The organism is Celeribacter neptunius (assembly GCF_900113955.1).
Classification (GTDB): domain Bacteria; phylum Pseudomonadota; class Alphaproteobacteria; order Rhodobacterales; family Rhodobacteraceae; genus Celeribacter; species Celeribacter neptunius.
In genome coordinates this window covers 1-22,368 of the sequence record NZ_FORH01000013.1, presented here as the reverse complement: position 1 = coordinate 22,368, position 22,368 = coordinate 1, and the positions used below count along the sequence as shown (strand labels likewise).

Here is a 22,368-nt window from a genome sequence, read left to right as displayed (position 1 = left end):
GTGACGTCGGTGGTGCGGAAGTAGAACTGCGGACGGTAGTTCGCGAAGAACGGCGTGTGACGGCCACCTTCTTCTTTGGTGAGGATGTAGACCTCAGCCTCGAACTTGGTGTGCGGCTTCACCGAGCCCGGCTTACACAGAACCTGACCACGCTCGACGCCTTCACGGTCCACACCGCGCAAGAGCGCGCCGATGTTGTCGCCGGCTTCACCGCGGTCGAGCAGCTTGCGGAACATTTCAACACCGGTACAGGTGGTTTTCGTGGTGTCTTTGATACCGACGATTTCGATCTCGTCGCCCACGTTGATCACGCCGCGCTCGACACGACCGGTCACAACCGTACCACGACCCGAGATCGAGAACACGTCTTCGATCGGCATCAGGAACGGCTGGTCGATCGCACGCTCGGGTTCCGGGATGTACGCGTCAACGGCGGCCATCAGCTCTTTGATCTTCTCTTCGCCAATCTCCGGATCGCGACCTTCCATAGCGGCCAGAGCGGACCCCGCGATGATCGGAATATCGTCGCCCGGGAAGTCGTACTCGGAGAGCAGCTCACGGATTTCCATTTCGACGAGCTCGAGGAGCTCTTCGTCGTCGACCTGGTCAACCTTGTTCATGAACACGACCAGAGCCGGCACGCCGACCTGACGGGCAAGCAGGATGTGCTCACGGGTCTGCGGCATCGGGCCGTCAGCCGCGTTCACAACCAGGATGCCGCCGTCCATCTGGGCCGCACCGGTGATCATGTTTTTCACGTAGTCAGCGTGACCGGGGCAGTCAACGTGCGCGTAGTGACGGTTCTCGGTCTCGTACTCGACGTGGGCCGTCGAGATGGTGATGCCGCGGGCTTTCTCTTCCGGTGCGCCGTCGATCTGGTCGTAGGCTTTGAAGTCACCGAAGTATTTGGTGATCGCTGCGGTCAGCGTGGTTTTACCGTGGTCAACGTGACCGATCGTGCCGATGTTCACGTGCGGTTTGGAACGCTCAAACTTTTCCTTAGCCATAGTGGCCTCCTGTTACATTCTGTTTGGGGATCGGATCGCCCCGATCCCCCTTGTTGGCTGAGGCCACGCTTACGCGTATTTGGCCTGAATTTCTTCCGAGATGTTCGAAGGCACAGCTTCGTAATGGTCGAACTGCATCGTGAACTGCGCACGGCCCGAAGACATGGAACGCAGGGTGTTGATGTAGCCGAACATATTGGCCAGCGGCACGAACGCGTCGATCGCGATCGCGTTGCCGCGGGTGTCCTGCCCCTGAACCTGACCGCGACGCGAGGTCAGATCGCCGATGATACCGCCGGTGTATTCTTCCGGGGTGATCACTTCGACTTTCATGATCGGTTCCAAGAGTTTCGCACCGGCTTTCCGCATCCCTTCGCGCATGCACATACGGGCAGCGATTTCGAAGGCGAGGACGGAGGAGTCCACGTCGTGGAATTTACCGTCGATGAGAGCCACTTTGAAGTCGATCACCGGGAAGCCGGCAAGCGGACCGGAATCCATCACCGAGTTGATGCCTTTTTCGACACCCGGGATGTATTCTTTCGGAACGGCACCACCAACGATCTTGGATTCGAAGGAGTAACCTTCGCCCGGCTCGGTCGGGGTGATGACCATTTTGACTTCAGCGAACTGACCGGAACCACCCGACTGTTTCTTGTGAGTGTAGCTGTGCTCGACCTCGTGGGAGATCGTCTCGCGATAAGCCACCTGCGGCGCGCCGATGTTGGCTTCCACTTTGAACTCACGCTTCAGACGGTCGACGAGAATGTCGAGGTGAAGTTCGCCCATGCCCTTCATGATGGTCTGACCGGACTCGAGGTCGGTTTCGACGCGGAAGGACGGGTCTTCGGCAGCGAGACGTGCCAGACCTGCGGACATTTTCTCCTGGTCGCCTTTGGTTTTCGGCTCGACGGCAATCTCGATCACCGGATCGGGGAAGGTCATCGTTTCGAGAACCACCGGATCTTTCGGATCACAGAGCGTGTCACCCGTGGTGGTGTCTTTCAGACCCGCCAGCGCGATGATGTCGCCCGCAAACGCTTCTTCGATCTCCTCGCGGTTGTTGGAGTGCATCATCATCATACGACCGACGCGCTCTTTCTTACCTTTGGTGGAGTTCAGCAGCGTGTCGCCCTTTTTCATCACGCCGGAGTAGATCCGGGTGAAGGTCAGGGAGCCGACGAACGGGTCGTTCATGATTTTGAACGCCAGGCCGGAGAAGGCCATGTCGTCGTCTGCACGACGCGGGATGTTCCGTTCTTCGGTTTCGTCACCCGGCTTAAAGCCCATGTAATCGACAACGTCGAGCGGGCTCGGCAGGTAGTCGATCACGGCGTTGAGCAGCGACTGCACGCCTTTGTTCTTGAACGCGGAACCGCCCAGAACCGGCACAAAGTGCAGGGCCAGGGTGCCTTTGCGCAGCAGGGCGCGCAGGGTGGCCACGTCGGGCTCATTGCCTTCGAGGTATTCCATCATCGCGTCGTCGTCTTCTTCGACGGCGGCTTCGATCATCTTACCACGCCATTCGTCGGCCATGTCCTTGAGAGAGTCGCGGATCGGAGCTTTGATCCAGGACGCACCCAGATCTTCACCCTGCCACAGCCACTCTTCCATGGTGACGAGGTCAATCAGGCCTTCAAGTTCGTTTTCCGCGCCGATCGGGATACCGACGGGAATGGCACGCGCACCGGTGCGGTCTTCGATCATGCGAACGCAGTTGAAGAAGTCTGCACCGATCTTGTCCATCTTGTTGACGAACACGATCCGCGGAACCTTGTAGCGGTCAGCCTGACGCCACACGGTTTCGGTTTGCGGTTCAACGCCGGCGTTGGCGTCGAGAACGGCAACGGCACCATCGAGCACGGCCAAGGAACGTTCCACCTCGATGGTGAAGTCCACGTGGCCGGGGGTGTCGATGATGTTCATCCGGTGCTTTTCGGTGTCGGCGGTTTCACCGTCTTCCGTGCGCTCCCAGAACGTGGTCGTCGCAGCGGAGGTGATGGTGATGCCGCGTTCCTGCTCCTGCTCCATCCAGTCCATGGTGGCTGCACCGTCGTGCACCTCACCGATGTTGTGGGACTTGCCGGTGTAGAAGAGGATGCGCTCGGAACAGGTGGTTTTACCTGCATCAATGTGCGCCATGATACCGAAGTTACGGTACCGGTCGAGGGGATAATCGCGTGCCATTGGTGTTCGGTCCTAAGGGCCTGAGTTGAGTTACCAGCGGTAATGGCTGAACGCTTTGTTCGCGTCGGCCATCTTATGGGTGTCTTCGCGCTTTTTAACAGCAGCGCCACGACCGTTTACTGCGTCGAGCAGCTCACCGGCAAGACGTTCTTCCATGGTGTTCTCGTTGCGGGCGCGGGAGGCGGAGATCAGCCAGCGGATGGCGAGAGCTTCGCGACGCTCGGTGCGCACTTCGACAGGAACCTGGTAGGTGGCACCACCCACACGACGGGAACGAACCTCAACCGAGGGTTTCACATTGTCGAGGGCTTCGTGGAACACTTCAACCGGCGCTTTTTTCAGCTTGTCTTCGACGCGGGTCAGGGCGTTGTAGACGATTTTCTCGGCGGCAGATTTCTTGCCGTCGATCATCAGGTTGTTCATGAATTTGGTCAGCACGCGATCGCCATACTTGGCGTCGGGCAGGACTTCGCGCTTCTCAGCGGCGTGACGACGAGACATTCCGTGATCTCCTTATTTAGGACGCTTAGCGCCGTATTTCGAACGACGCTGCTTACGGTCTTTGACGCCCTGGGTATCCAGAACACCACGCAGGATGTGGTAACGGACACCCGGAAGGTCTTTCACACGGCCGCCACGGATCAGAACCACGGAGTGTTCCTGAAGGTTGTGGCTCTCGCCGGGGATGTAAGAGATGACCTCGAAACCGTTGGTGAGACGCACCTTGGCGACTTTCCGCATAGCGGAGTTCGGTTTTTTCGGGGTGGTGGTGTAAACACGGGTGCAGACGCCGCGTTTCTGCGGGCACTGCTCCAGGTGCATGGACTTGGAAGTCTTGCGCTTGGGCTGACGCGGGTTGCGGATCAGCTGTTGAATCGTTGGCATAGGGGTATCCCGTTCCTAGATTTTTATGAACCTCGGTGGCGACCATGATGGCCCTGCCGGGGCGATTACGATGTCGATGTGCCACTTGCGTCCAAATAGCACGAAAACCCGCAATCGTTCCCATTCCGAGGTGAACGACGCGGTGAGTTCCCAGAGGATCAGTGCGCCTTAAATTGCCCTGATCTTGATCACTACGATTTAGAAGTCGGCGAACAAGGGACGTCCCCCTATGCCGGATGGGGCGCGGTATATGGAGAGTCGGAGGCCTTGTCAACTGCCGCAGCCGTTTCCCGCCCGGACCGTCCGTTCAGCCCCTGCGCCGGAGCCGCGCCTCGCGCAGAACCGTGTAGATCCCGGTGCCCGCGATCACCACCGCCCCGACAAGCGCCAGCGTGTTCGGCCATTCGCCAAAGGCCAGAAGGCCGATCAGCAAGGCCCAGACCAGCGCCGTGTACCGGAACGGCGAGACAAAGGACATCTCCCCCACCCGCATCACCGCCACCGAGGTCACGTAGCCGACGATCAGGAAAGACGCCGACCCGAGCAGCTGAGCCCAGGCCTTGACGGGCACCGGCGCCCAGCCCTGCCCCATGCTCAACAGGCCGGTGGCAAGCCAAACCGCCAGAATGGCGCCGAAGGTCACCGTCGCATTGGGCACGCTTTCATGCATCTTGCGCACGATGATGTCGCGGCAGGTGACACAGAGCATGGCCAGAACCGCCAGCAGCGCATAGGCGCTGAACCCCTCTGTCCCGGGCTGCACGATCAGCAGCACGCCGCAAAACCCGACCCCGATCGCAACCAGCCGCCGCCAGCCCAGCGGATCGCGAAACAACAGCCAGCCGGCCACCGTGATCGACAGCGGCATGGTCTGCATGATCGCGGTGGCATTCGCCAGCGGCATATGGCTGACCGCCGACAGAAAACACATGGCCGCCCCGACCTCGGCCAGCGAACGGACCGTGACAAAGCCCCAGTCGCGCCGCGAGAGATCGAAACGCACCGGCCCGATGAGCGGCGCCAGGACCGCGAAGAGCATGACGAGATTCAGGCTGGCGCGCAGGAACAGCGCCTGGAACAGCGGCACCTCGGCCAACACGCCCTTCATGAAACTGTCGTTGGTGGTAAAGGCCGCCATGGAAAGCGCCATCAACATCGCCCCGCGCGTATTCTCCGGCAAGCCGTGAAAAAAATTCATGGGGGAAAATTTCATGGAGACCGCCCTGTTTCATCGCCGATCATTTCCCGTATCACCGGTTGCCGCCCTGCGGAAGCGAAACGGCTGTGCACCTGCCATGATCCGGCTCTTGCTCTGGCGCACACGGCTTTGCATTGTGGGGGCATTGTCAAAAAGGGATTACGGTATGGGCGAGCGGCTTGTGGTCACCACGATGAAGGACGAGGGGCCGTTCATACTCGAATGGGTCGCCTGGTATCTCATGCTCGGCTTCGACCATATTGTGATCCTTTACAACGACTGTACGGACCATTCTCCCTGGCTGCTGACGGCGCTGGATGCCGAGGGGCTGATCACCGCCCTGCCCTATGCCGCCGAACCGGACAGGCCGGTCAAGCAAACCGCCCTGCGGCTGATCCGGGAGCATCCGCGTGTGCAGGAGGCCGAATGGGTCTTTCCCATCGATGTCGACGAGTTTCTGGTGATCCATAAGGGCGACGGGCTTCTGGAGGATCTGATTGACGCGTTCGAGCCGGAGCGCACCCACGGCATCGCCGTGCACTGGCGCTGTTTCGGAAGTGCCGGCTACGCAAGCTGGTCGGACGAACTCACCCATCGCCGCTTCCTGCTCAGTTCCGAGCATCAGCACAATTGCAATGTGTTCTTCAAAACCCTGATCCGCTGGCCGCGCGATTTCAAGAAGATCGGTGTGCATTCGCCCCGGCGCTGGAACGGCGAGGGAAGCTGGGGCACGGCGCCCAACCTGATGCGGCGGTGCGACGGCAGGGTGATGCGCGGCTATCACCCGAACCAGAGCAAGATCAGCATGACACCCGCGGCCTGGATTACCCATGAGTACGCCCAGCTCAACCATTACGCGGTGCGCACCCCCGAGAGCTATGCGCTCAAACGCGGCACCCCGTCTTCCGCCGCCGGGCGCGACCGCTACACCGAGGCTTTCTACAGGGGCAAGAACCGCAACGAGATTGAGGACGACAGCGCCCTGAAATACGCGGATCGCTTCGATGCCGTCTATGAGGAAATCACCTCCGAACCGAAGCTCATGCGCCTGCATCACCAGTGCTGCATGGATTACGTCGAACGGCTTGGCAGGGCGAACGGGTTCGAGGCCAAGGACGACCCGCGCTGGCAACATCACCGGACCGAGGCGGCGCGGCTGAGGTGAGCGAATAGCGCTTCTGCATTGTGCATCCGCTCGTATTGAACAGACGCGCCAGCCGGTTAAACTTTGCCTCTCACGACAAAGGTTCAAAGCCACCATGTTTCAGAATTTTTCCGAGACGGAAATTGAGGTCGACGGGGCAACCCTTCATGCCCGCATAGGCGGCACGGGGACACCGCTTCTCCTGCTCCATGGTTACCCGCAAACCCATGTGATGTGGCATGTCATCGCCGATCGGCTTGCGCAGTCCTACCGCGTGGTTGTGCCGGATCTGCGGGGCTATGGTCAGTCTGTTGCAAAGGACGGAGATTTCACCTTCCGCGCCATGGCCCAGGATCAGGTCACGCTGATGAAACACCTCGGACACGAGCGGTTCCATGTGATCTCTCACGACCGCGGCGCCCGCACGGCTCATCGGATGGTCCTCGACCATCCCGACCACGTGGCAAGCGTCGCTCTGTTTGATATCCTGCCCACGCTCGATGTCTGGCAAACCATGGATGACTGGCTCGCCAGACGCTATTATCACTGGCTGTTCCTGTCGCAACCCGGCGATATGCCGCAAAGGCTCATTGCCGCCGAGCCACTTCTGTTCCTGCATTCCGCCCTTGTCGGACTTTCCGGCGAACTGAACATATTCGCCCCTGAGGCCCTCGCCGCCTATGAAACCGCCGCCGAGAACCCCGACGTCATCGCCGCGTGGTGCGCAGACTATACCGCGGCGGCGACCACCGACCTTGATCACGACCGTGCCGATCTCGGGCGGACCAGCCCCATCCCCTGCCTTGTCCTATGGGGGAAACGCGGTGTGGTCGCCCATCATCTCGACCCTCTCGAGGCATGGCGCCGCTGGTTTCCCCACGCCCGGGGGCACGCGGTCGATGCCGGACACTTTCTGGTCGAAGAGCGCCCCGAAGAGGTTCTGACTGCCATCCAGCAGCATCTCGAGAAAGTGTAGAACCCCCTCGACATGCCGCCCGCGCATGGTCCCAAAAGCAAAAGGCCCCGCATCTCTGCGGGGCCTTTCATTTATCATATCAGCTCGACTTATTCGTCGAAGGAGCCTTCCGGGGTTTCGACGAAGAGCGTGTCTTCTGCCTCGTCGCCCATCACATCCATGACCGGGGCGGCCAGTTGTGCGGCGGCTTCGGCCTCTGCACGCGCCTCCTCGATCACCACATTGTCGCGCTCGGCGGCGATGCGGCGGACGCGCTGGGTGGCGCCGCCGGTACCGGCCGGGATCAGGCGACCAACGATGATGTTCTCCTTGAGACCCACCAGCTTGTCGCGCTTGCCCTGGACCGAGGCCTCGGTGAGCACGCGGGTGGTCTCCTGGAAGGAGGCTGCGGAGATGAAGGACCGGGTCTGCAGCGAGGCCTTGGTGATCCCCAGGAGGATCGGCTGACCTTTCGCCGGGCGACCGCCCTTGCTTTCCGCTTTCGCGTTGGCTTCGTCGAACTCGACCTTGTCGACCGCTTCGCCCTTGAGCAGCGTGGTGTCACCCGATTCCGAGATCTCCCATTTCTGCAACATCTGACGAACGATGACTTCGATGTGCTTGTCGTTGATCTTCACGCCCTGCAGACGATAGACGTCCTGGACCTCGTCGATCATGTAGTTCGCAAGCGCTTCGACGCCCATGATGGCAAGGATGTCATGCGGGGCCGGGTTCCCGTCCATGATGTAGTCACCCTTCTGGACGAAGTCGCCTTCGGCCACCGGGATGTGCTTGCCTTTCGGCACCATGTACTCGACGGTCTCCATCGTTTCATCCGACGGTTCGATCGAGATGCGACGCTTGTTCTTGTAGTCCTTGCCGAAGCGCACGTAACCATCGATTTCGGCGATGATCGCGTGATCTTTCGGACGACGGGCTTCGAACAGTTCGGCCACGCGCGGCAGACCACCGGTGATGTCCTTGGTCTTGGCGCCTTCGCGCGGAATACGCGCGACCACGTCACCAGCCTGAATGTCCTGACCATCTTCAACCGAAAGAATGGCATCCACGGACATCAGATAGGTCACCGGGTTGCCGGCATCGTTGCGCACCGCTTCGCCATCTTCGCCGAGGATCAGGATCTCCGGCTTGAGATCGCCACCGCGCGGCACAGAGCGCCAGTCGGACACGATCTTCTGGGTCATGCCGGTGGCGTCATCGGTCTCGTCACGCACCGACAGGCCGGTGATCAGGTCGACGAATTTCGCCTTACCGGATTTCTCCGCGATGATCGGCAGCGTGTACGGGTCCCATTCGAAGAGCTTGTCGCCACGCGAAATCGCAGCGCCCTCTTCGACGAAGACCTTGGTGCCGTAGCCAAGTTTGAACGACGCGCGCTCGACCTTGTTCTCGTCCACGATGGCCATGACCATGTTCCGGCCCATGACGATTTTCTCGCCATGACGGTTTGCCAGCAGGTTGGTATCGCGGAAGACCACCGTGCCTTCCTGGTTGGCTTCCTGGAAGGACTGTTGACCACCCTGGGCAACGCCGCCGATGTGGAAGGTCCGCATCGTCAGCTGCGTACCAGGTTCACCGATCGACTGGGCCGCGATGATGCCGACGGCCTCACCCTGGTTGACCAGCGTACCGCGGGCCAGGTCGCGACCGTAGCACATGGCGCAAACGCCCTCTTCGGCCTCACAGGTCAGCGGGCTGCGCATCCGCACGGTGGCGATACCAGCCGCTTCGATGGCGTCGGCCTTGCGTTCGTCGATCAGCTCGTTCTTGGAGACGATCACCTCATCGGTGCCCGGACGCAGAATGTCATCTGCGGCCACACGACCCAGGAGACGCTCGGAGAGCGAGGCCACGACTTCACCGTCGTTGACCGCAGCTTCCGCCGTGATCGCACGCTCGGTGCCACAATCGACCTGACGCACGATGCAGTCCTGTGCCACGTCGACGAGACGACGGGTCAGGTAACCGGAGTTCGCGGTTTTCAGAGCGGTATCCGACAGACCCTTACGGGCACCGTGGGTCGAGTTGAAGTACTCGAGCACGGTCAGACCCTCTTTAAAGTTCGAGATAATCGGCGTTTCGATAATCTCGCCCGAGGGTTTCGCCATCAGGCCGCGCATGCCGCCCAGCTGTTTCATCTGGGTGACGGAGCCCCGCGCACCGGAGTGGGCCATCATGTAAACCGAGTTCGGTTCCATTTCGGCGCCATTCTCATCGCGCTTGTTGGCGGAGATGGTGTTCATCATCGCCTCGGTGACCTTGTCGTTACACTTGGCCCAGGCATCGACGACTTTGTTGTACTTCTCGCCCTGGGTGATCAGGCCGTCCATGTACTGTTGTTCAAAGTCTTTCACCTGATCGCGGGTCGCATCGACGATGGTCCACTTGTTGTCCGGGATCACCATGTCGTCCTTGCCGAAGGAGATGCCGGCCTTGAACGCTTCCTTGAAGCCCAGGGACATGATCTGGTCACAGAAGATCACCGACTCTTTCTGACCACAGTAACGGTAGACGGTGTCGATGACGCGCTGCACGTCTTTCTTCCGCAGAAGCTGGTTGACCAGCTCGAACGGCGCTTTCGCGTTGAGCGGCAGCAGGCCACCGAGACGCAGACGGCCCGGGGTGGTCTCGTAGCGCTTGAGCACTTCCTGACCGTGTTCGTCGATCTGCTTGATCCGCGCGGTGATCTTGGCGTGCAGATGCACCTCGCCGGCGGTCAGCGCGTATTCGACTTCCTCGATGTCGGAGAAGACCATGCCTTCGCCCTTCATCCCTTCGCGCTCCATCGTGATGTAATAGAGGCCGAGGATCATATCCTGCGACGGCACGATAATGGGCGCGCCGTTGGCCGGCGACAGCACGTTGTTGGTGGACATCATCAACACGCGGGCTTCGAGCTGAGCTTCGAGCGAGAGCGGCACGTGGACAGCCATCTGGTCCCCGTCGAAGTCGGCGTTGAACGCCGAACAGACGAGCGGGTGCAACTGGATTGCCTTGCCTTCGATCAGCGTGGGTTCGAACGCCTGAATACCGAGACGGTGCAGCGTCGGCGCACGGTTCAGCATCACCGGATGTTCGCGGATCACCTCATCGAGGATATCCCAGACTTCCGGACGCTCTTTTTCCACCAGCTTCTTGGCTTGCTTCACGGTCGAAGACAGGCCCTTGGCTTCCAGACGCGAATAGATGAACGGCTTGAACAGCTCGAGCGCCATCTTCTTCGGCAGACCACATTGGTGCAGCTTCAGCTCCGGGCCGGTCACGATGACCGAACGACCGGAGAAGTCGACCCGTTTCCCCAAAAGGTTCTGACGGAAACGACCCTGTTTGCCCTTCAGCATGTCGGAGAGCGACTTCAGCGGGCGCTTGTTGGCACCGGTGATGACGCGGCCACGACGGCCGTTGTCGAACAGAGCGTCGACGGATTCCTGCAGCATCCGCTTTTCGTTGCGGACGATGATATCCGGCGCACGCAGCTCGATCAGGCGTTTCAGACGGTTGTTCCGGTTGATCACACGACGATAGAGATCGTTCAAATCAGAGGTCGCGAAACGGCCACCGTCGAGCGGCACCAGCGGGCGCAGCTCCGGCGGGATCACCGGGATCACGGTCAGGATCATCCATTCCGGGCGGTTGCCGGATTCAAGGAAGCTCTCGACGATTTTCAGACGTTTGATGATCTTCTTGGGCTTGAGCTCGCCGGTCGCCTCTTTCAGGTCTTCGCGCAGCTGTTCTGCGGTCGACTCGAGATCGATGTTGGAGAGCATCTTGCGGATCGCCTCGGCGCCGATGTCGGCTTCGAACGCGTCCATGCCATAGAGATCCTGGGCGTCCATGTACTCTTCTTCGGTCATCATCTGACCGTAGGAGAGGTCCGTCAGACCCGGTTCGATCACCACGTAGTTTTCGAAATAGAGCACGCGTTCCAGATCGCGCAGCGTCATGTCGAGCATGAGGCCGATCCGGCTCGGCAGCGATTTCAGGAACCAGATATGCGCGACGGGGGCGGCCAGTTCGATATGGCCCATGCGCTCGCGACGCACTTTCTGGAGCGTAACCTCGACACCGCATTTCTCGCAGACAACGCCGCGATATTTCATGCGCTTATATTTGCCGCAGAGACATTCGTAATCTTTGATCGGACCAAAGATACGGGCACAGAACAGACCGTCGCGCTCCGGCTTGAAGGTCCGGTAGTTGATCGTCTCGGGCTTTTTGATTTCCCCGTAGGACCACGACAGAATGCGTTCCGGCGACGCCAGCGAGACCTTGATCTCGTCGAAGGTCGCGGGAGACGCCAGCGGGTTGAACGGGTTGGTTGTGAGTTCCTGGTTCATCTCTTGAGTTCCTCAGATTGTCTCGGAAAGGGAGGGAGGGTAAGGGCCCAAGGCCCTTACTCCTCACCCTCCGAGTCCAGGAGTTCCATGTTGAGGCCGAGGCCGCGGACTTCTTTGACAAGCACGTTGAAGCTCTCCGGCACGCCGGCTTCAAAGTTGTCTTCGCCCTTGACGATCGACTCGTAGACTTTCGCACGGCCGGCCACGTCATCCGACTTGACCGTGAGCATTTCCTGCAGGGTGTAGGCGGCACCGTAGGCTTCGAGGGCCCAGACCTCCATCTCCCCGAAACGCTGACCACCGAACTGCGCCTTACCACCGAGCGGCTGCTGGGTGACGAGCGAGTACGGACCCGTGGAACGGGCGTGGATCTTGTCATCCACGAGGTGGTGCAGTTTCAGCAGGTATTTCACACCGACAGTGACCTTGCGGGCGAATTGCTCGCCGGTGCGGCCATCATAGAGCACCGACTGCGCCGAGGTATCGAACCCGGCCCGCGTCAGGGCGTCGTTGATGTCCGCCTCTTTGGCGCCATCGAAGACCGGGGTCGCGACCGGCACACCTTTGGTAACATTGCCAGCGGCTTCGATCAGGTCATCGTCTTCCATCGGGGCGAAGCCTTCGTCATAGACCTCTTCGCCATAGACGAATTTCAGAGCGTCACGCACCGGAGTCATATCGCCGGAACGACGGTATTCCTGCAGCGCCTCATCGACCTGAATGCCCAGCCCGCGAGAGGCCCAACCGGTGTGGGTCTCGAGGATCTGACCGACGTTCATCCGCGACGGCACACCCAGCGGGTTGAGACAGAAGTCGACCGGAGTACCATCGGCGAGGAACGGCATGTCTTCCATCGGAACAACGCGCGAAATCACACCTTTGTTGCCGTGACGACCGGCCATCTTGTCGCCCGGCTGAAGCTTGCGCTTCACGGCGATGAAGACTTTGACCATCTTCATCACGCCCGGCGGCAGGTCGTCGCCACGACGGACTTTCTCGACCTTGTCCTCGAACCGGTGCTCGAGCGCACGTTTCTGAGCCTCGTACTGAGCGTTCAACGCCTCGACGATCTGAGCATCATCCTCGTCTTCGAGGGCGAGCTGCCACCACTGACCTTTCGAGAGCATGGAGAGCAGCTCATCGTCCACCACGACGCCGGATTTGACGCCCTTCGGACCCTTGGCCACGACTTTGCCCATGATCAGGTCTTTCAGACGCGCGTAGATGTTGCGGTCCAGAATGGCCATCTCGTCATCGCGGTCACGCGCCAGACGTTCGATTTCCTCACGCTCGATCTGCAGCGAACGTTCGTCTTTCTCGACGCCGTGACGGTTGAACACGCGGACTTCCACGACCGTACCGTAGTCACCCGGTTTCACCCGCAGCGAAGTGTCGCGCACGTCGGAGGCTTTCTCACCGAAGATGGCGCGCAGGAGTTTCTCCTCCGGCGTCATCGGGCTTTCGCCCTTCGGCGTGATCTTACCGACAAGGATGTCGCCCGGCTCGACGTGAGCACCGATATAGACGATGCCCGCCTCGTCGAGGTTGCGCAGCGCTTCCTCACCGACGTTCGGGATGTCGCGGGTGATCTCTTCCGGCCCGAGCTTCGTGTCACGGGCAGCGACTTCGAATTCCTCGATATGGACCGAGGTGAAGACGTCGTCACGCGCGATGCGCTCGGAGATCAGGATGGAGTCCTCGTAGTTGTAGCCGTTCCAGGGCATGAACGCGACGATGACGTTTTTCCCAAGAGCCAGTTCGCCCATATCGGTCGACGGACCATCGGCGATCACCTCGCCTTTGGACACGCGCTGGCCAACCTTCACCAGCGGACGCTGGTTGATACAGGTGTTCTGGTTCGACCGCTGGAACTTGCGCAGACGGTAGATGTCCACGCCGGCATCGCCCAGTTCCAGATCCTCGGTGGCGCGGATCACGACACGGGTGGCGTCCACCTGGTCGATGATACCGGCCCGTTTGGCCTGAATGGCGGCGCCGGAGTCGATCGCGACCTTGCCTTCCATGCCGGTGCCGACGATCGGCGCCTCGGCACGCAGAAGCGGCACGGCCTGACGTTGCATGTTGGCGCCCATGAGCGCGCGGTTGGCGTCGTCGTTTTCCAGATACGGAATGAGCGCGGCACCGACCGAGACCAGCTGTTTCGGCGACACGTCGATCAGGTCGACGGAAGACGGCGGATTGAGCGCGTGTTCACCGGACTGACGAGTGGACACGAGGTCGTTCATGAAGCGGCCTTCGGCGTCGAGCGTCGCGTTGGCCTGGGCCACGGTGTGACGCATTTCCTCGGTCGCGGACATGTAGGAGACCTCATCGGTCACCTGACCGTCGATCACCTTGCGATACGGGGTTTCGATGAAGCCGTATTTGTTCACCCGGGCAAAGGTCGCCAGCGAGTTGATCAGACCGATGTTCGGACCTTCCGGCGTTTCAATCGGGCACATGCGACCGTAGTGGGTCACGTGCACGTCGCGGACCTCGAAGCCGGCACGTTCGCGGGTCAGACCGCCCGGGCCAAGCGCCGAGAGACGACGCTTGTGCGTCACTTCGGAAAGCGGGTTGGTCTGGTCCATGAACTGCGACAGCTGCGAGGAGCCGAAGAATTCACGCACCGCGGCGGCGGCCGGTTTCGCGTTGATCAGGTCTTGCGGCATCACCGTGTCGATCTCGACGGAGGACATCCGCTCCTTGATCGCACGTTCCATGCGCAGAAGACCGACGCGGTACTGGTTTTCCATCAGCTCGCCGACGGAGCGAACACGACGGTTGCCGAGGTGGTCGATATCGTCCACGTCGCCATGGCCGTCACGCAGCTCGACCAGCGCCTTGATACAGGACACGATGTCTTCGCGACGCAGCGTGCGCATGGTGTCCGGCGCATCGAGGGCCAGACGCATGTTCATCTTCACGCGGCCCACGGCCGACAGGTCGTAGCGCTCGGAATCGAAGAACAGGCTGTCGAACAGGGTCGAAGCGGCCTCGACCGTCGGCGGCTCACCCGGACGCATGACGCGATAGATGTCCATGAGCGCAGTTTCGCGGTTCATGTTCTTGTCGGCCGCCATGGTGTTGCGCATGTACGGGCCGACGTTGACGCCGTCGATGTCGAGCACCGGAATATCGGTGATGCCGGCATCCAGCAGCTCTTTCAGGGAGCCGCCGATCACGTCACCATCCTTGTCGAGCTCATAGGTGATCTCGTCACCGGCTTCGACATAGATCGCACCGTTCTCTTCGTTGATGATGTCCTTGGCGACGAATTTGCCGACGATATGCTCGAACGGCACCAGAAGCTCGGTGACGGAACCTTCGTCGATGATCTTTTTCACCGCACGCGGGGTCATCTTGTCGCCCGCTTTGCAGATCACCTCACCGGTGGCCGCATCGACGAGATCATAGGACGGACGGGTGCCGCGCACACGCTCCGGGAAGAACTTGGTCACCCAACCCTTGTTCTTCTCGAGCTTGAAATCGACGGTGTTGTAATAGGCGTCGCAGATCGCTTCCTGATCGAGCCCCAGCGCATAGAGCAGCGTGGTCACCGGCAGTTTGCGGCGACGGTCGATACGGGCATAGACGATGTCCTTGGCGTCGAATTCGAAGTCGAGCCAGGAACCGCGATAGGGAATGATCCGGCAGGCGAACAGCAGTTTGCCCGAAGAATGGGTCTTGCCCTTGTCGTGATCGAAGAACACGCCCGGGGAACGGTGCATCTGAGACACGATCACGCGCTCGGTGCCGTTCACCACAAAGGTGCCGTTGGGCGTCATCAGGGGCATGTCGCCCATGAACACGTCCTGTTCCTTGATGTCCTTCACCGATTTCGCACCGGTATCCTCGTCCACATCGAACACGATCAGACGCAGCGTGACCTTCAGGGGCGCCGAATAGGTCATGTCGCGTTGCTGACATTCCTCGACGTCGTATTTCGGGGTCTCAAGCTCGTAGCGCACGAACTCGAGCACGGCGGTCTCGTTGAAATCCTTGATCGGGAAGACCGACTGGAACACGCCTTTGATGCCTTCGCCGTCTTGCGGCTCGGCAGCGTCACCGGATTTCAGGAAAAGATCGTAGGAGGATTTTTGAACCTCGATGAGGTTCGGCATTTCAAGCACTTCGCGAATCTTGCCGTAGTACTTGCGGAGCCGTTTCTGGCCGAGGAAGGACGATGCCATAAGCGTCTATACCTTTCGAATTTTCGCGAGCGACAAAGATGCGTTGGGCGCCGCACCCTGTGCCCTGACGAAACAGAGAGGATCGGTCTATTCCTGCCCCCGTCCCAAAGGGGGCTCCCGACCATTGAACCTCTCCTGAGAAAAGACCCTCTCATCGCATCTTGCGAAAGGCCCTTTCTAAGACAGGTTAAGCTGGACCCGGGAAACCCGGGTCCAGCTCGTAATTTCAGTGGCCCTAGGGCCGTGGCAATTAGGCCAGCTCGACGGAGGCGCCAGCTGCTTCCAGTTTGCCTTTGATCTCTTCGGCTTCTTCTTTCGAAGCGCCTTCTTTGATCTTGCCGCCGGCTTCGACGAGCTCTTTGGCTTCTTTGAGGCCCAGGCCGGTGATGCCGCGGACTTCTTTGATGACGTTGATTTTGGAAGCGCCAGCGTCTTTGAGAACGACGTCGAATTCGGTCTTCTCTTCAGCAGCCGCACCAGCGTCGCCAGCCGGGCCAGCAACCATCACAGCGCCGCCAGCAGCGGGCTCGATGCCGTATTCGTCTTTGAGGATTTCTTTCAGCTCTTGAGCTTCGAGAAGGGTGAGACCAACGATCTCTTCAGCAAGTTTCTTCAGATCAGCCATTGTACTGTTTCCGTTCGTTTAAGTGTGTTCCAACGTTAGGCGTTTATGCGGCCCACGCAGGTTCATGAGGTTGCTCAGGCAGCCTTTTCCTCGATCGTGGAAAGGATGCCCGCGATGTTCGAAGCGGGTGCGCCAAGTGCGCCAGCGATGTTGGACGCCGGGGCCCCGATGCAGCTCGCGATTTGAGCCAGAAGCTCTTCGCGGGACGGCATTTTGGAGACACGGGTGACACCGTTGGCATCAAGACCTTCACCGCCCATTGCGCCACCGAGAATCTCGAGTTTCTCGTTGTCTTTGGCGTAATCGACGACCACTTTCGCTGCTGCGACAGGGTCCTCGGAATAGGCGAGAACGGTCATACCATTGAGAAGATCGCTGATCGGTGCGTTCGGCGTTCCTTCAAGGGCGATTTTGGCGAGCCGGTTCTTGGCAACGCGAACTGCACCACCTGCGTCACGCATTTTCGCGCGCAGATCCTGCATTTCAGCAACCGTAAGACCTGCGTAGTGTGCAACGACGACCACGCCAGAGCTTTCAAAGATTTGACCGAGCTCTTCGATCACCTTTTCTTTTTGTGCTCTATCCACAGTTTTACTCCAAGTATGGGAGGGTCGCCCCTCCCGGCTCAATTCTACCTCTTCCGGATGGTCGAGGCTCGAAGTCCGTATACGGGGCTGCGCCAAAGTCGCCCGAGGAATACCGCTAAGGGAATACCTTGGAAACTTATCGTCTTTCCCGTCTCAGGCAGGAATTATGCCAGCCAGATCGCTGACACCCACCGTCTCGGACGAAACGCAAAACAGCGCACGACGAATCGCACGCTGGGCTGCAAGAGGGTGTTTAGAGGGGATTGAAGGGGAGTGCAAGGCTCTCCGACGATCAATCCGCCCGTAGCCGCGCAACAGAGTGGATACACGACACATTTCCGAACCCGGAACGCAGACCACAAGAAAAGGCGCCCCAAACGGGACGCCTTTCAAACTTGTCAGAATCTGATCGCTCAGATCAATTGCCGGTGGCGGAGTCCACGGAGATGGAAACACCCGGGCCCATGGTCGAAGACACGGAGACCTTCTGCATGTAGGCACCTTTGGCACCGGTCGGTTTGGCTTTCTGAACCGCATCCACGAAAGCGCGGATGTTTTCGGCCAGCTTGGCCGCGTCGAAGGAGGCCTTGCCAACGCCAGCGTGCACGACACCGGCTTTCTCGGCTTTGAACTGCACTTCGCCGCCTTTGGCTGCTTCCACGGCCGCTTTCACGTCCATGGTCACGGTGCCGACTTTGGGGTTCGGCATCAGGTTGCGCGGGCCGAGGATCTTACCGAGACGGCCGACGATCGGCATCATGTCCGGGGTCGCGATGCAGCGATCGAACTCGATGGTGCCGCCCTGGATGGTTTCCATCAGGTCTTCGGCGCCAACGATGTCAGCACCGGCAGCGGTGGCTTCATCGGCTTTCGGGCCACGGGCGAACACGGCCACACGGACGGTTTTGCCGGTGCCGTTCGGCAGGGAGACAACGCCGCGGACCATCTGGTCAGCGTGGCGCGGGTCAACACCGAGGTTCAGCGCGATCTCAACGGTCTCGTCGAATTTGGCGGAGGCGTTGGCTTTGATCAGCTCAACGGCTTCCTCGACGGAGACATTCTCTTTGCCAGCGAAAGCTTCACGGGCAGCGGTGATACGTTTGCCAAATTTTGCCATCACTTCACCTCGATGCCCATGGATTTCGCGGAACCGACGATGATCTGCATTGCGCCTTCGATGTCGTTGGCGTTGAGATCTTTCATCTTCGCTTCGGCAATTTCACGCACCTGAGCGACGGTGACGGAAGCCACGGTCTCGCGACCCGGGTTCTCGGCGCCACGCGGACGGTTACGCTTGCCGACCGGCTTCAGACCGGCAGCCTTCTTGAGGTAATAGGACGCCGGCGGCGTCTTGATGTCCATCGCGAAGGATTTATCGGAGTAGTAGGAGATCACGGTCGGGCACGGCGCACCGGGCTCCATATCCTGCGTCTTGGCGTTGAACGCCTTGCAGAATTCCATGATGTTGATACCGCGCTGACCGAGCGCCGGACCCACGGGCGGGGACGGGTTCGCTTGACCGGCGGGCACTTGCAGTTTCATCGTACCTGCGAGTTTCTTAGCCATAGGCCTTTTCCTTTCCAACTGCCGCAAAACGCGTTCTGCGGCTCTCAAGTTGTGTGGTCTGGTTCAGGGCGCGCGCGCCCCTTGCCTCCCACGGGTGATATCCGGGCCAGAGACCCGGACGCTCGCTCAGACCTGTTTGTTGACCTGAGTGAATTCCAGCTCGACCGGGGTGGCCCGGCCAAAGATCGAGACGGAGACCTTGAGGCGCTGATTGGCCTCGTCGACTTCCTCGACCATGCCATCGAAGCCCTCGAAAGCGCCCTCGGCCACGGAGACCTGTTCGCCCACCTCGAAGGTGATGGTGTTGCGCGGTGCGACGGCTTCGCCACCTTCCTGCACGCGACCGAGGATTGCCTCGACCTCGCTGTCGCGCATCGGCATCGGCTTGCCAAAGGACCCGAGGAACCCGGTGACCCGGTTGATCGAGTTGATCAGGTGATAGCCCTCATCGGTCATTTCCATGCGCACGAGCACATAGCCCGGCATGAAACGACGCTCGGTCGTCACCTTCTTGCCCCGGCGCACCTCGATGACCTCTTCGGTCGGCACCAGAACCTCTTCGATCTGATCCTCAAGGCCTTTTTCTTCCACGGCCGTTTTGATCGCTTCGGCGATTTTTTTCTCGAAGTTCGAGAGAACGCTCACCGAATACCAACGCTTCGCCATGGTGCCTTTGCCTTTTCTTCTCTCCGGTCGCGATGACCGGATGTGTTTAAATTCCCTGCGCTTTTGCGCAACTCCCCGAAACAGTAAAGCGGCGCGCAACTCGAATCGCTGCACGCCCTGACGGATGAGTGCGCCCCCTCTAACGCTTCAACGCCTTGAGTTCAAGTCTCAAGCGCCACCTCGAGACCGGTCGGCAAGCCATCCTGGGACGCAAGCCCCTTGTCCTGCCAATAGGCCTTGATCCCGTCCTCGCCCTTGCGTTCGGACCATTCCCGCAATGTCGGGCGCTCGCCCTGATACTCGAAGAACGGCACGCCATAGCCGCAGGAACTCTGCGCCGCCTCGACCGTCTGCACGACGATCTGGCGCGCGCCGGGCAATTCCTTGCCATCGAAATGCGCGTCAAGCAGAGCCTGATATTCGTCGCTGCCCCGGAACACCGAGCGCCCGGTGCCAAAGAACCGCACGATCATCGGCTGCGCATCGAAGGAACAGAACATCATGGTCATCCGACCGTCGGCCTTGAGATGCGCCGCCGTTTCCATGCCGGAGCCGGTCATGTCGAGATAGATCACCTCATTCGGCCCGGTGATGCGCAGCGTGTCCCTGGTCGGGCGTGGCGAAACATTCACCCGTGCGCCCTCGGCGGCACTGGCGACAAAGAAGATGTGCTGACGCTCGGCAATGCGGCGCAGCGGATCGGTAATGCTGTCGAAAAACTTGGCCATGAGACCTCCCCTGAACAATGCAGAGGAGCATAGCGCAGAGGGCCTCAGCCGAACAGGTTCAGGAATCCTTGAAGCCCGTTGCGGATAATCAGGTCCACCAGGAAAAAGAACACCGAGGTGAGCGCCGCCATGACGAAGACCATCAGCGTCGTCAGCATCACCTCGCGACGGGTCGGCCAGACGATCTTGGAGACCTCGGCGCGCACCTGTTGGATGAACTGCAGCGGATTGGTGGTTTTCGTGGCCATATCTTTGTCCTGAACCTTGTCTACCCGGCGCAGATACGCGAGCGGGACGGTAATTTCAAGCCCGCCAGCCCTTCGTCCCGGAAAATTGAGGGAATTGGCAGGGGCAGCAGGGTTCGAACCCGCGACCTACGGTTTTGGAGACCGTCGCTCTACCAGCTGAGCTATACCCCTAAGGCCGAGGCTGGAGATACGAAAGGGCGTCCCGCTTTGCAAGCGGAAAACGTCGCCAATCACGATTTCGACCGCAAACTCACCTGCACCCGGCCTGGCATCGCGCCTCCCGCAGCACCAGCCCCGCCAGGAAGAGAAGCGCGAGAGCGGCGAATCCCGACGCGGTCAAAAGGCTCGCCCCGAATCCCCGGACCTGCGCCACCGCGCCCATGACGAGATTGGCGATCAGCCCGCCGAGGAACAATGCGTTCATATAAAGCGCCGTCGCCCCTCCCAGGCGCTCACCGGCAAACCCCTGCATATAGATCAGCCCCACCGCCGCGAAGACACCGTAATAGACCCCTTCGAACCCCGCCAGTATCAGAACCTGGACCTGCGTTTGCGCATTCGCAAACATCCCGTAGACGACCATGGCGAGACCTCCGGACAGGCTCAAGGCCCCGCGCGCACCAAGCCGCTTCAGGATGACCGGCGTGAACAGGATCACTGCAATCTCCATCGCGGTCTTCACCGAGAGCATCATCCCGGGGGTCGCCGCAGGCAAGCCCAGCTCGCTCAGAACGAACAACGGGATCGCCCCGGTGGCCGTCACATGCGCGAGCGCGATCAGAAAGCAGACAGCGGCAGCCAGCCAGAGCGGCCCCCGCAATGCCTCTTCACCCGCTTGTGCCCCCCGGTCTCTCGCGGGAGCGGCAAAGCTTTTGGGCATGGTGACCAACCAGATCAGAAACCACAGCGTTGCGAAGCCGAGCCCCAGCGCGAAGACCCATCTGTGTCCGAAGGCCCCCGCCAATGAATAGGCCAGCGCCGGCGCGATCATCCAGCCGAGCGAGGTGGTCGCCCGCAGATAGGAATTGTAGCGCGCCACCTCCCAGCCTTCGCGTTCCGCCATCAGCCGGCCATAGGAATACATGCTCGACACCGCGCCATTGGCCAGCGCCATACAGGGCGCCGCGATCAGCACCAGCGCGAGATAGCTGTGCAGCACGAGATTGCTCAGCGCAGCAATGACATAGGCGATCAGTGAAATCAGGATCAGAGGCGCAATCGGCTTCGCCCGATCGATCCGCTCACCGAAGTGACGATTGGTCAAAAGCGTCAGCGGCAGAACCACCAGCGCGTAGAGCGTGATATGGAGCGGCGCCTTGCCCAGCCCTTCGACGATATAGACGCCCATGAACGGTATGAGCGACGCGGTCGCGCAAGTGCCAGTCAGGAGCAGGAGCAACGGAGCAAAGGCTTTTGGGGACATGACAGGCAGGTCGCTCTATTGAACGGGGCAAAGGGCGCCTTCTTAGGCCTGACATGTGACGCGACGATGACACTGCCCAGCCGCAGCGCCGACCTGATCCGCCCTCCGATCAGCTCCCCCCAGCAGACGCGTCCCCATCAGTCGGATATCCCCCTGCATTCGGGACGGGTCGGGCAAGAGACGGTTGATCCCGTCGGCACAGGCGATCACCTGCCCGGCAAGATGCTCCGCCTCACCCGGCAGGCTTTGCCCCGATGTCCGAGCCCGAAATCGCCGAGACCCTGGCCAGAGCCGATCCCAAGTTGAAAGCGAAACTGCTGCGGCGCGGCGCGCCCGACTGGCTGGTGCGGATCATGGGGCTGTTCGACAGCGACATCCGCGCCGATGGGGCTCAAACCCATCGCCTCACCGCAATCCATTCTCGACATGACCGCCTCACTTTTGGAGCGCAACCTCATCGACACGCCGGATCACAGCACCAGACAGGCCGCTATGGTCTGACCCGATCATCCGATCCCAAACAAAAAGGGCGCTCCACGGAGCGCCCTTTTCTATTCTCAAATCAGCGAGAGATCACTCGATGATTTTGGAGACATGT

The 22,368-nt window shown here is 60.3% G+C and carries 18 protein-coding genes and 1 tRNA gene; 3 read left to right on the top strand and 16 right to left on the bottom strand.

The genetic code is table 11. The annotated features are described in order from the left end of the window. The 5 genes from tuf to BM151_RS21100 form a co-directional block, all read right to left on the bottom strand. A partial coding sequence (gene tuf, locus BM151_RS21120; protein WP_090063353.1) for an elongation factor Tu occupies positions 1–1,007 on the bottom strand: 1,007 nt, incomplete at its 3' end. Positions 1,008–1,076: 69 nt separating this feature from the next. Then, the gene (gene fusA, locus BM151_RS21115; RefSeq protein ID WP_090063351.1) at positions 1,077–3,194 is read right to left on the bottom strand and encodes an elongation factor G; all 2,118 of its coding nucleotides are present in this window, start codon (positions 3,192–3,194) and stop codon (positions 1,077–1,079) included. Between the two features lie 30 nt (positions 3,195–3,224). Then, positions 3,225–3,695, bottom strand: a complete 471-nt coding sequence (gene rpsG, locus BM151_RS21110) for a 30S ribosomal protein S7 (protein WP_090063349.1) — start codon at positions 3,693–3,695, stop codon at positions 3,225–3,227. 12 nt (positions 3,696–3,707) lie between these two features. After that, positions 3,708–4,079: a 30S ribosomal protein S12 gene (rpsL, locus tag BM151_RS21105; protein ID WP_090063346.1), complete on the bottom strand. Its 372-nt coding sequence runs from the start codon at positions 4,077–4,079 to the stop codon at positions 3,708–3,710. A gap of 307 nt (positions 4,080–4,386) precedes the next feature. Further along, complete coding sequence (locus BM151_RS21100) at positions 4,387–5,292, bottom strand: DMT family transporter (RefSeq protein WP_245781280.1); 906 nt, start codon at positions 5,290–5,292, stop codon at positions 4,387–4,389. 151 nt (positions 5,293–5,443) lie between these two features. Here BM151_RS21100 and BM151_RS21095 point away from each other — a divergent pair, with 151 nt between their 5' ends. Continuing rightward, entirely contained in the window at positions 5,444–6,442 is a 999-nt protein-coding gene (locus tag BM151_RS21095) for a glycosyltransferase family 2 protein (protein ID WP_177213248.1), read from the top strand. Between the two features lie 94 nt (positions 6,443–6,536). Then, positions 6,537–7,397 (top strand): alpha/beta fold hydrolase, encoded by an 861-nt coding sequence (locus BM151_RS21090; RefSeq protein ID WP_090063340.1) that lies wholly within the window; start codon positions 6,537–6,539, stop codon positions 7,395–7,397. Between the two features lie 89 nt (positions 7,398–7,486). On the opposite strand, the gene rpoC is transcribed toward BM151_RS21090, so the two are convergent. The 11 genes from rpoC to BM151_RS21035 all read right to left on the bottom strand — a co-directional run bounded on the left by rpoC (position 7,487) and on the right by BM151_RS21035 (position 21,770). Then, positions 7,487–11,734: a DNA-directed RNA polymerase subunit beta' gene (gene rpoC / locus BM151_RS21085; protein ID WP_090063338.1), complete on the bottom strand. Its 4,248-nt coding sequence runs from the start codon at positions 11,732–11,734 to the stop codon at positions 7,487–7,489. A gap of 56 nt (positions 11,735–11,790) precedes the next feature. Then, entirely contained in the window at positions 11,791–15,927 is a 4,137-nt protein-coding gene (gene rpoB, locus BM151_RS21080; protein WP_090063334.1) for a DNA-directed RNA polymerase subunit beta, read from the bottom strand. A 250-nt stretch (positions 15,928–16,177) separates the two neighbouring features. Next, entirely contained in the window at positions 16,178–16,552 is a 375-nt protein-coding gene (gene rplL / locus BM151_RS21075; protein ID WP_090063332.1) for a 50S ribosomal protein L7/L12, read from the bottom strand. A gap of 74 nt (positions 16,553–16,626) precedes the next feature. Next, positions 16,627–17,139, bottom strand: coding sequence for a 50S ribosomal protein L10 (gene rplJ, locus BM151_RS21070; protein ID WP_090063330.1), 513 nt, complete (start codon positions 17,137–17,139; stop codon positions 16,627–16,629). A 418-nt stretch (positions 17,140–17,557) separates the two neighbouring features. Beyond that, a complete protein-coding gene (gene rplA, locus BM151_RS21065) occupies positions 17,558–18,256 on the bottom strand; it encodes a 50S ribosomal protein L1 (RefSeq protein ID WP_090063328.1) in 699 nt (232 codons plus the stop codon). Further along, positions 18,256–18,705: a 50S ribosomal protein L11 gene (gene rplK / locus BM151_RS21060; RefSeq protein ID WP_090063326.1), complete on the bottom strand. Its 450-nt coding sequence runs from the start codon at positions 18,703–18,705 to the stop codon at positions 18,256–18,258. The genes rplA and rplK overlap by 1 nt, the downstream gene beginning before the upstream one ends. A 126-nt stretch (positions 18,706–18,831) precedes the next feature. After that, a complete protein-coding gene (nusG, locus tag BM151_RS21055) occupies positions 18,832–19,371 on the bottom strand; it encodes a transcription termination/antitermination protein NusG (protein ID WP_090063323.1) in 540 nt (179 codons plus the stop codon). 161 nt (positions 19,372–19,532) lie between these two features. After that, positions 19,533–20,099 carry a pyridoxamine 5'-phosphate oxidase family protein gene (locus BM151_RS21050; RefSeq protein ID WP_090063321.1) on the bottom strand — a complete coding sequence of 189 codons (567 nt, stop codon included), beginning with the start codon at positions 20,097–20,099 and terminating at the stop codon, positions 19,533–19,535. Between the two features lie 44 nt (positions 20,100–20,143). After that, entirely contained in the window at positions 20,144–20,347 is a 204-nt protein-coding gene (secE, locus tag BM151_RS21045; protein ID WP_090063318.1) for a preprotein translocase subunit SecE, read from the bottom strand. A 95-nt stretch (positions 20,348–20,442) separates the two neighbouring features. Continuing rightward, positions 20,443–20,518, bottom strand: a tRNA-Trp gene (locus BM151_RS21040). Between the two features lie 79 nt (positions 20,519–20,597). Then, positions 20,598–21,770, bottom strand: a complete 1,173-nt coding sequence (locus BM151_RS21035) for an MFS transporter (RefSeq protein ID WP_090063314.1) — start codon at positions 21,768–21,770, stop codon at positions 20,598–20,600. Between the two features lie 254 nt (positions 21,771–22,024). Between BM151_RS21035 and BM151_RS21745 the strand changes: the two genes are divergently transcribed. Then, positions 22,025–22,354, top strand: a complete 330-nt coding sequence (locus BM151_RS21745; RefSeq protein WP_177213247.1) for a hypothetical protein — start codon at positions 22,025–22,027, stop codon at positions 22,352–22,354. The last annotated feature ends 14 nt before the right edge of the window (positions 22,355–22,368 follow it).

Coding starts and splice junctions, on each gene's coding strand:
- rpsG (WP_090063349.1), bottom strand. CDS start 3,695: ATGTCTCGTCGTCACGCCGCTGAGAAGCGCGAAGTCCTGCCCGACGCC.
- BM151_RS21745 (WP_177213247.1), top strand. CDS start 22,025: ATGTCCGAGCCCGAAATCGCCGAGACCCTGGCCAGAGCCGATCCCAAG.
- BM151_RS21050 (WP_090063321.1), bottom strand. CDS start 20,099: ATGGCCAAGTTTTTCGACAGCATTACCGATCCGCTGCGCCGCATTGCC.
- BM151_RS21100 (WP_245781280.1), bottom strand. CDS start 5,292: ATGAAATTTTCCCCCATGAATTTTTTTCACGGCTTGCCGGAGAATACG.
- rplL (WP_090063332.1), bottom strand. CDS start 16,552: ATGGCTGATCTGAAGAAACTTGCTGAAGAGATCGTTGGTCTCACCCTT.
- nusG (WP_090063323.1), bottom strand. CDS start 19,371: ATGGCGAAGCGTTGGTATTCGGTGAGCGTTCTCTCGAACTTCGAGAAA.
- fusA (WP_090063351.1), bottom strand. CDS start 3,194: ATGGCACGCGATTATCCCCTCGACCGGTACCGTAACTTCGGTATCATG.
- BM151_RS21095 (WP_177213248.1), top strand. CDS start 5,444: ATGGGCGAGCGGCTTGTGGTCACCACGATGAAGGACGAGGGGCCGTTC.
- secE (WP_090063318.1), bottom strand. CDS start 20,347: ATGGCCACGAAAACCACCAATCCGCTGCAGTTCATCCAACAGGTGCGC.
- BM151_RS21090 (WP_090063340.1), top strand. CDS start 6,537: ATGTTTCAGAATTTTTCCGAGACGGAAATTGAGGTCGACGGGGCAACC.
- rplA (WP_090063328.1), bottom strand. CDS start 18,256: ATGGCAAAATTTGGCAAACGTATCACCGCTGCCCGTGAAGCTTTCGCT.
- rplK (WP_090063326.1), bottom strand. CDS start 18,705: ATGGCTAAGAAACTCGCAGGTACGATGAAACTGCAAGTGCCCGCCGGT.
- rpoB (WP_090063334.1), bottom strand. CDS start 15,927: ATGGCATCGTCCTTCCTCGGCCAGAAACGGCTCCGCAAGTACTACGGC.
- rpoC (WP_090063338.1), bottom strand. CDS start 11,734: ATGAACCAGGAACTCACAACCAACCCGTTCAACCCGCTGGCGTCTCCC.
- BM151_RS21035 (WP_090063314.1), bottom strand. CDS start 21,770: ATGTCCCCAAAAGCCTTTGCTCCGTTGCTCCTGCTCCTGACTGGCACT.
- rpsL (WP_090063346.1), bottom strand. CDS start 4,079: ATGCCAACGATTCAACAGCTGATCCGCAACCCGCGTCAGCCCAAGCGC.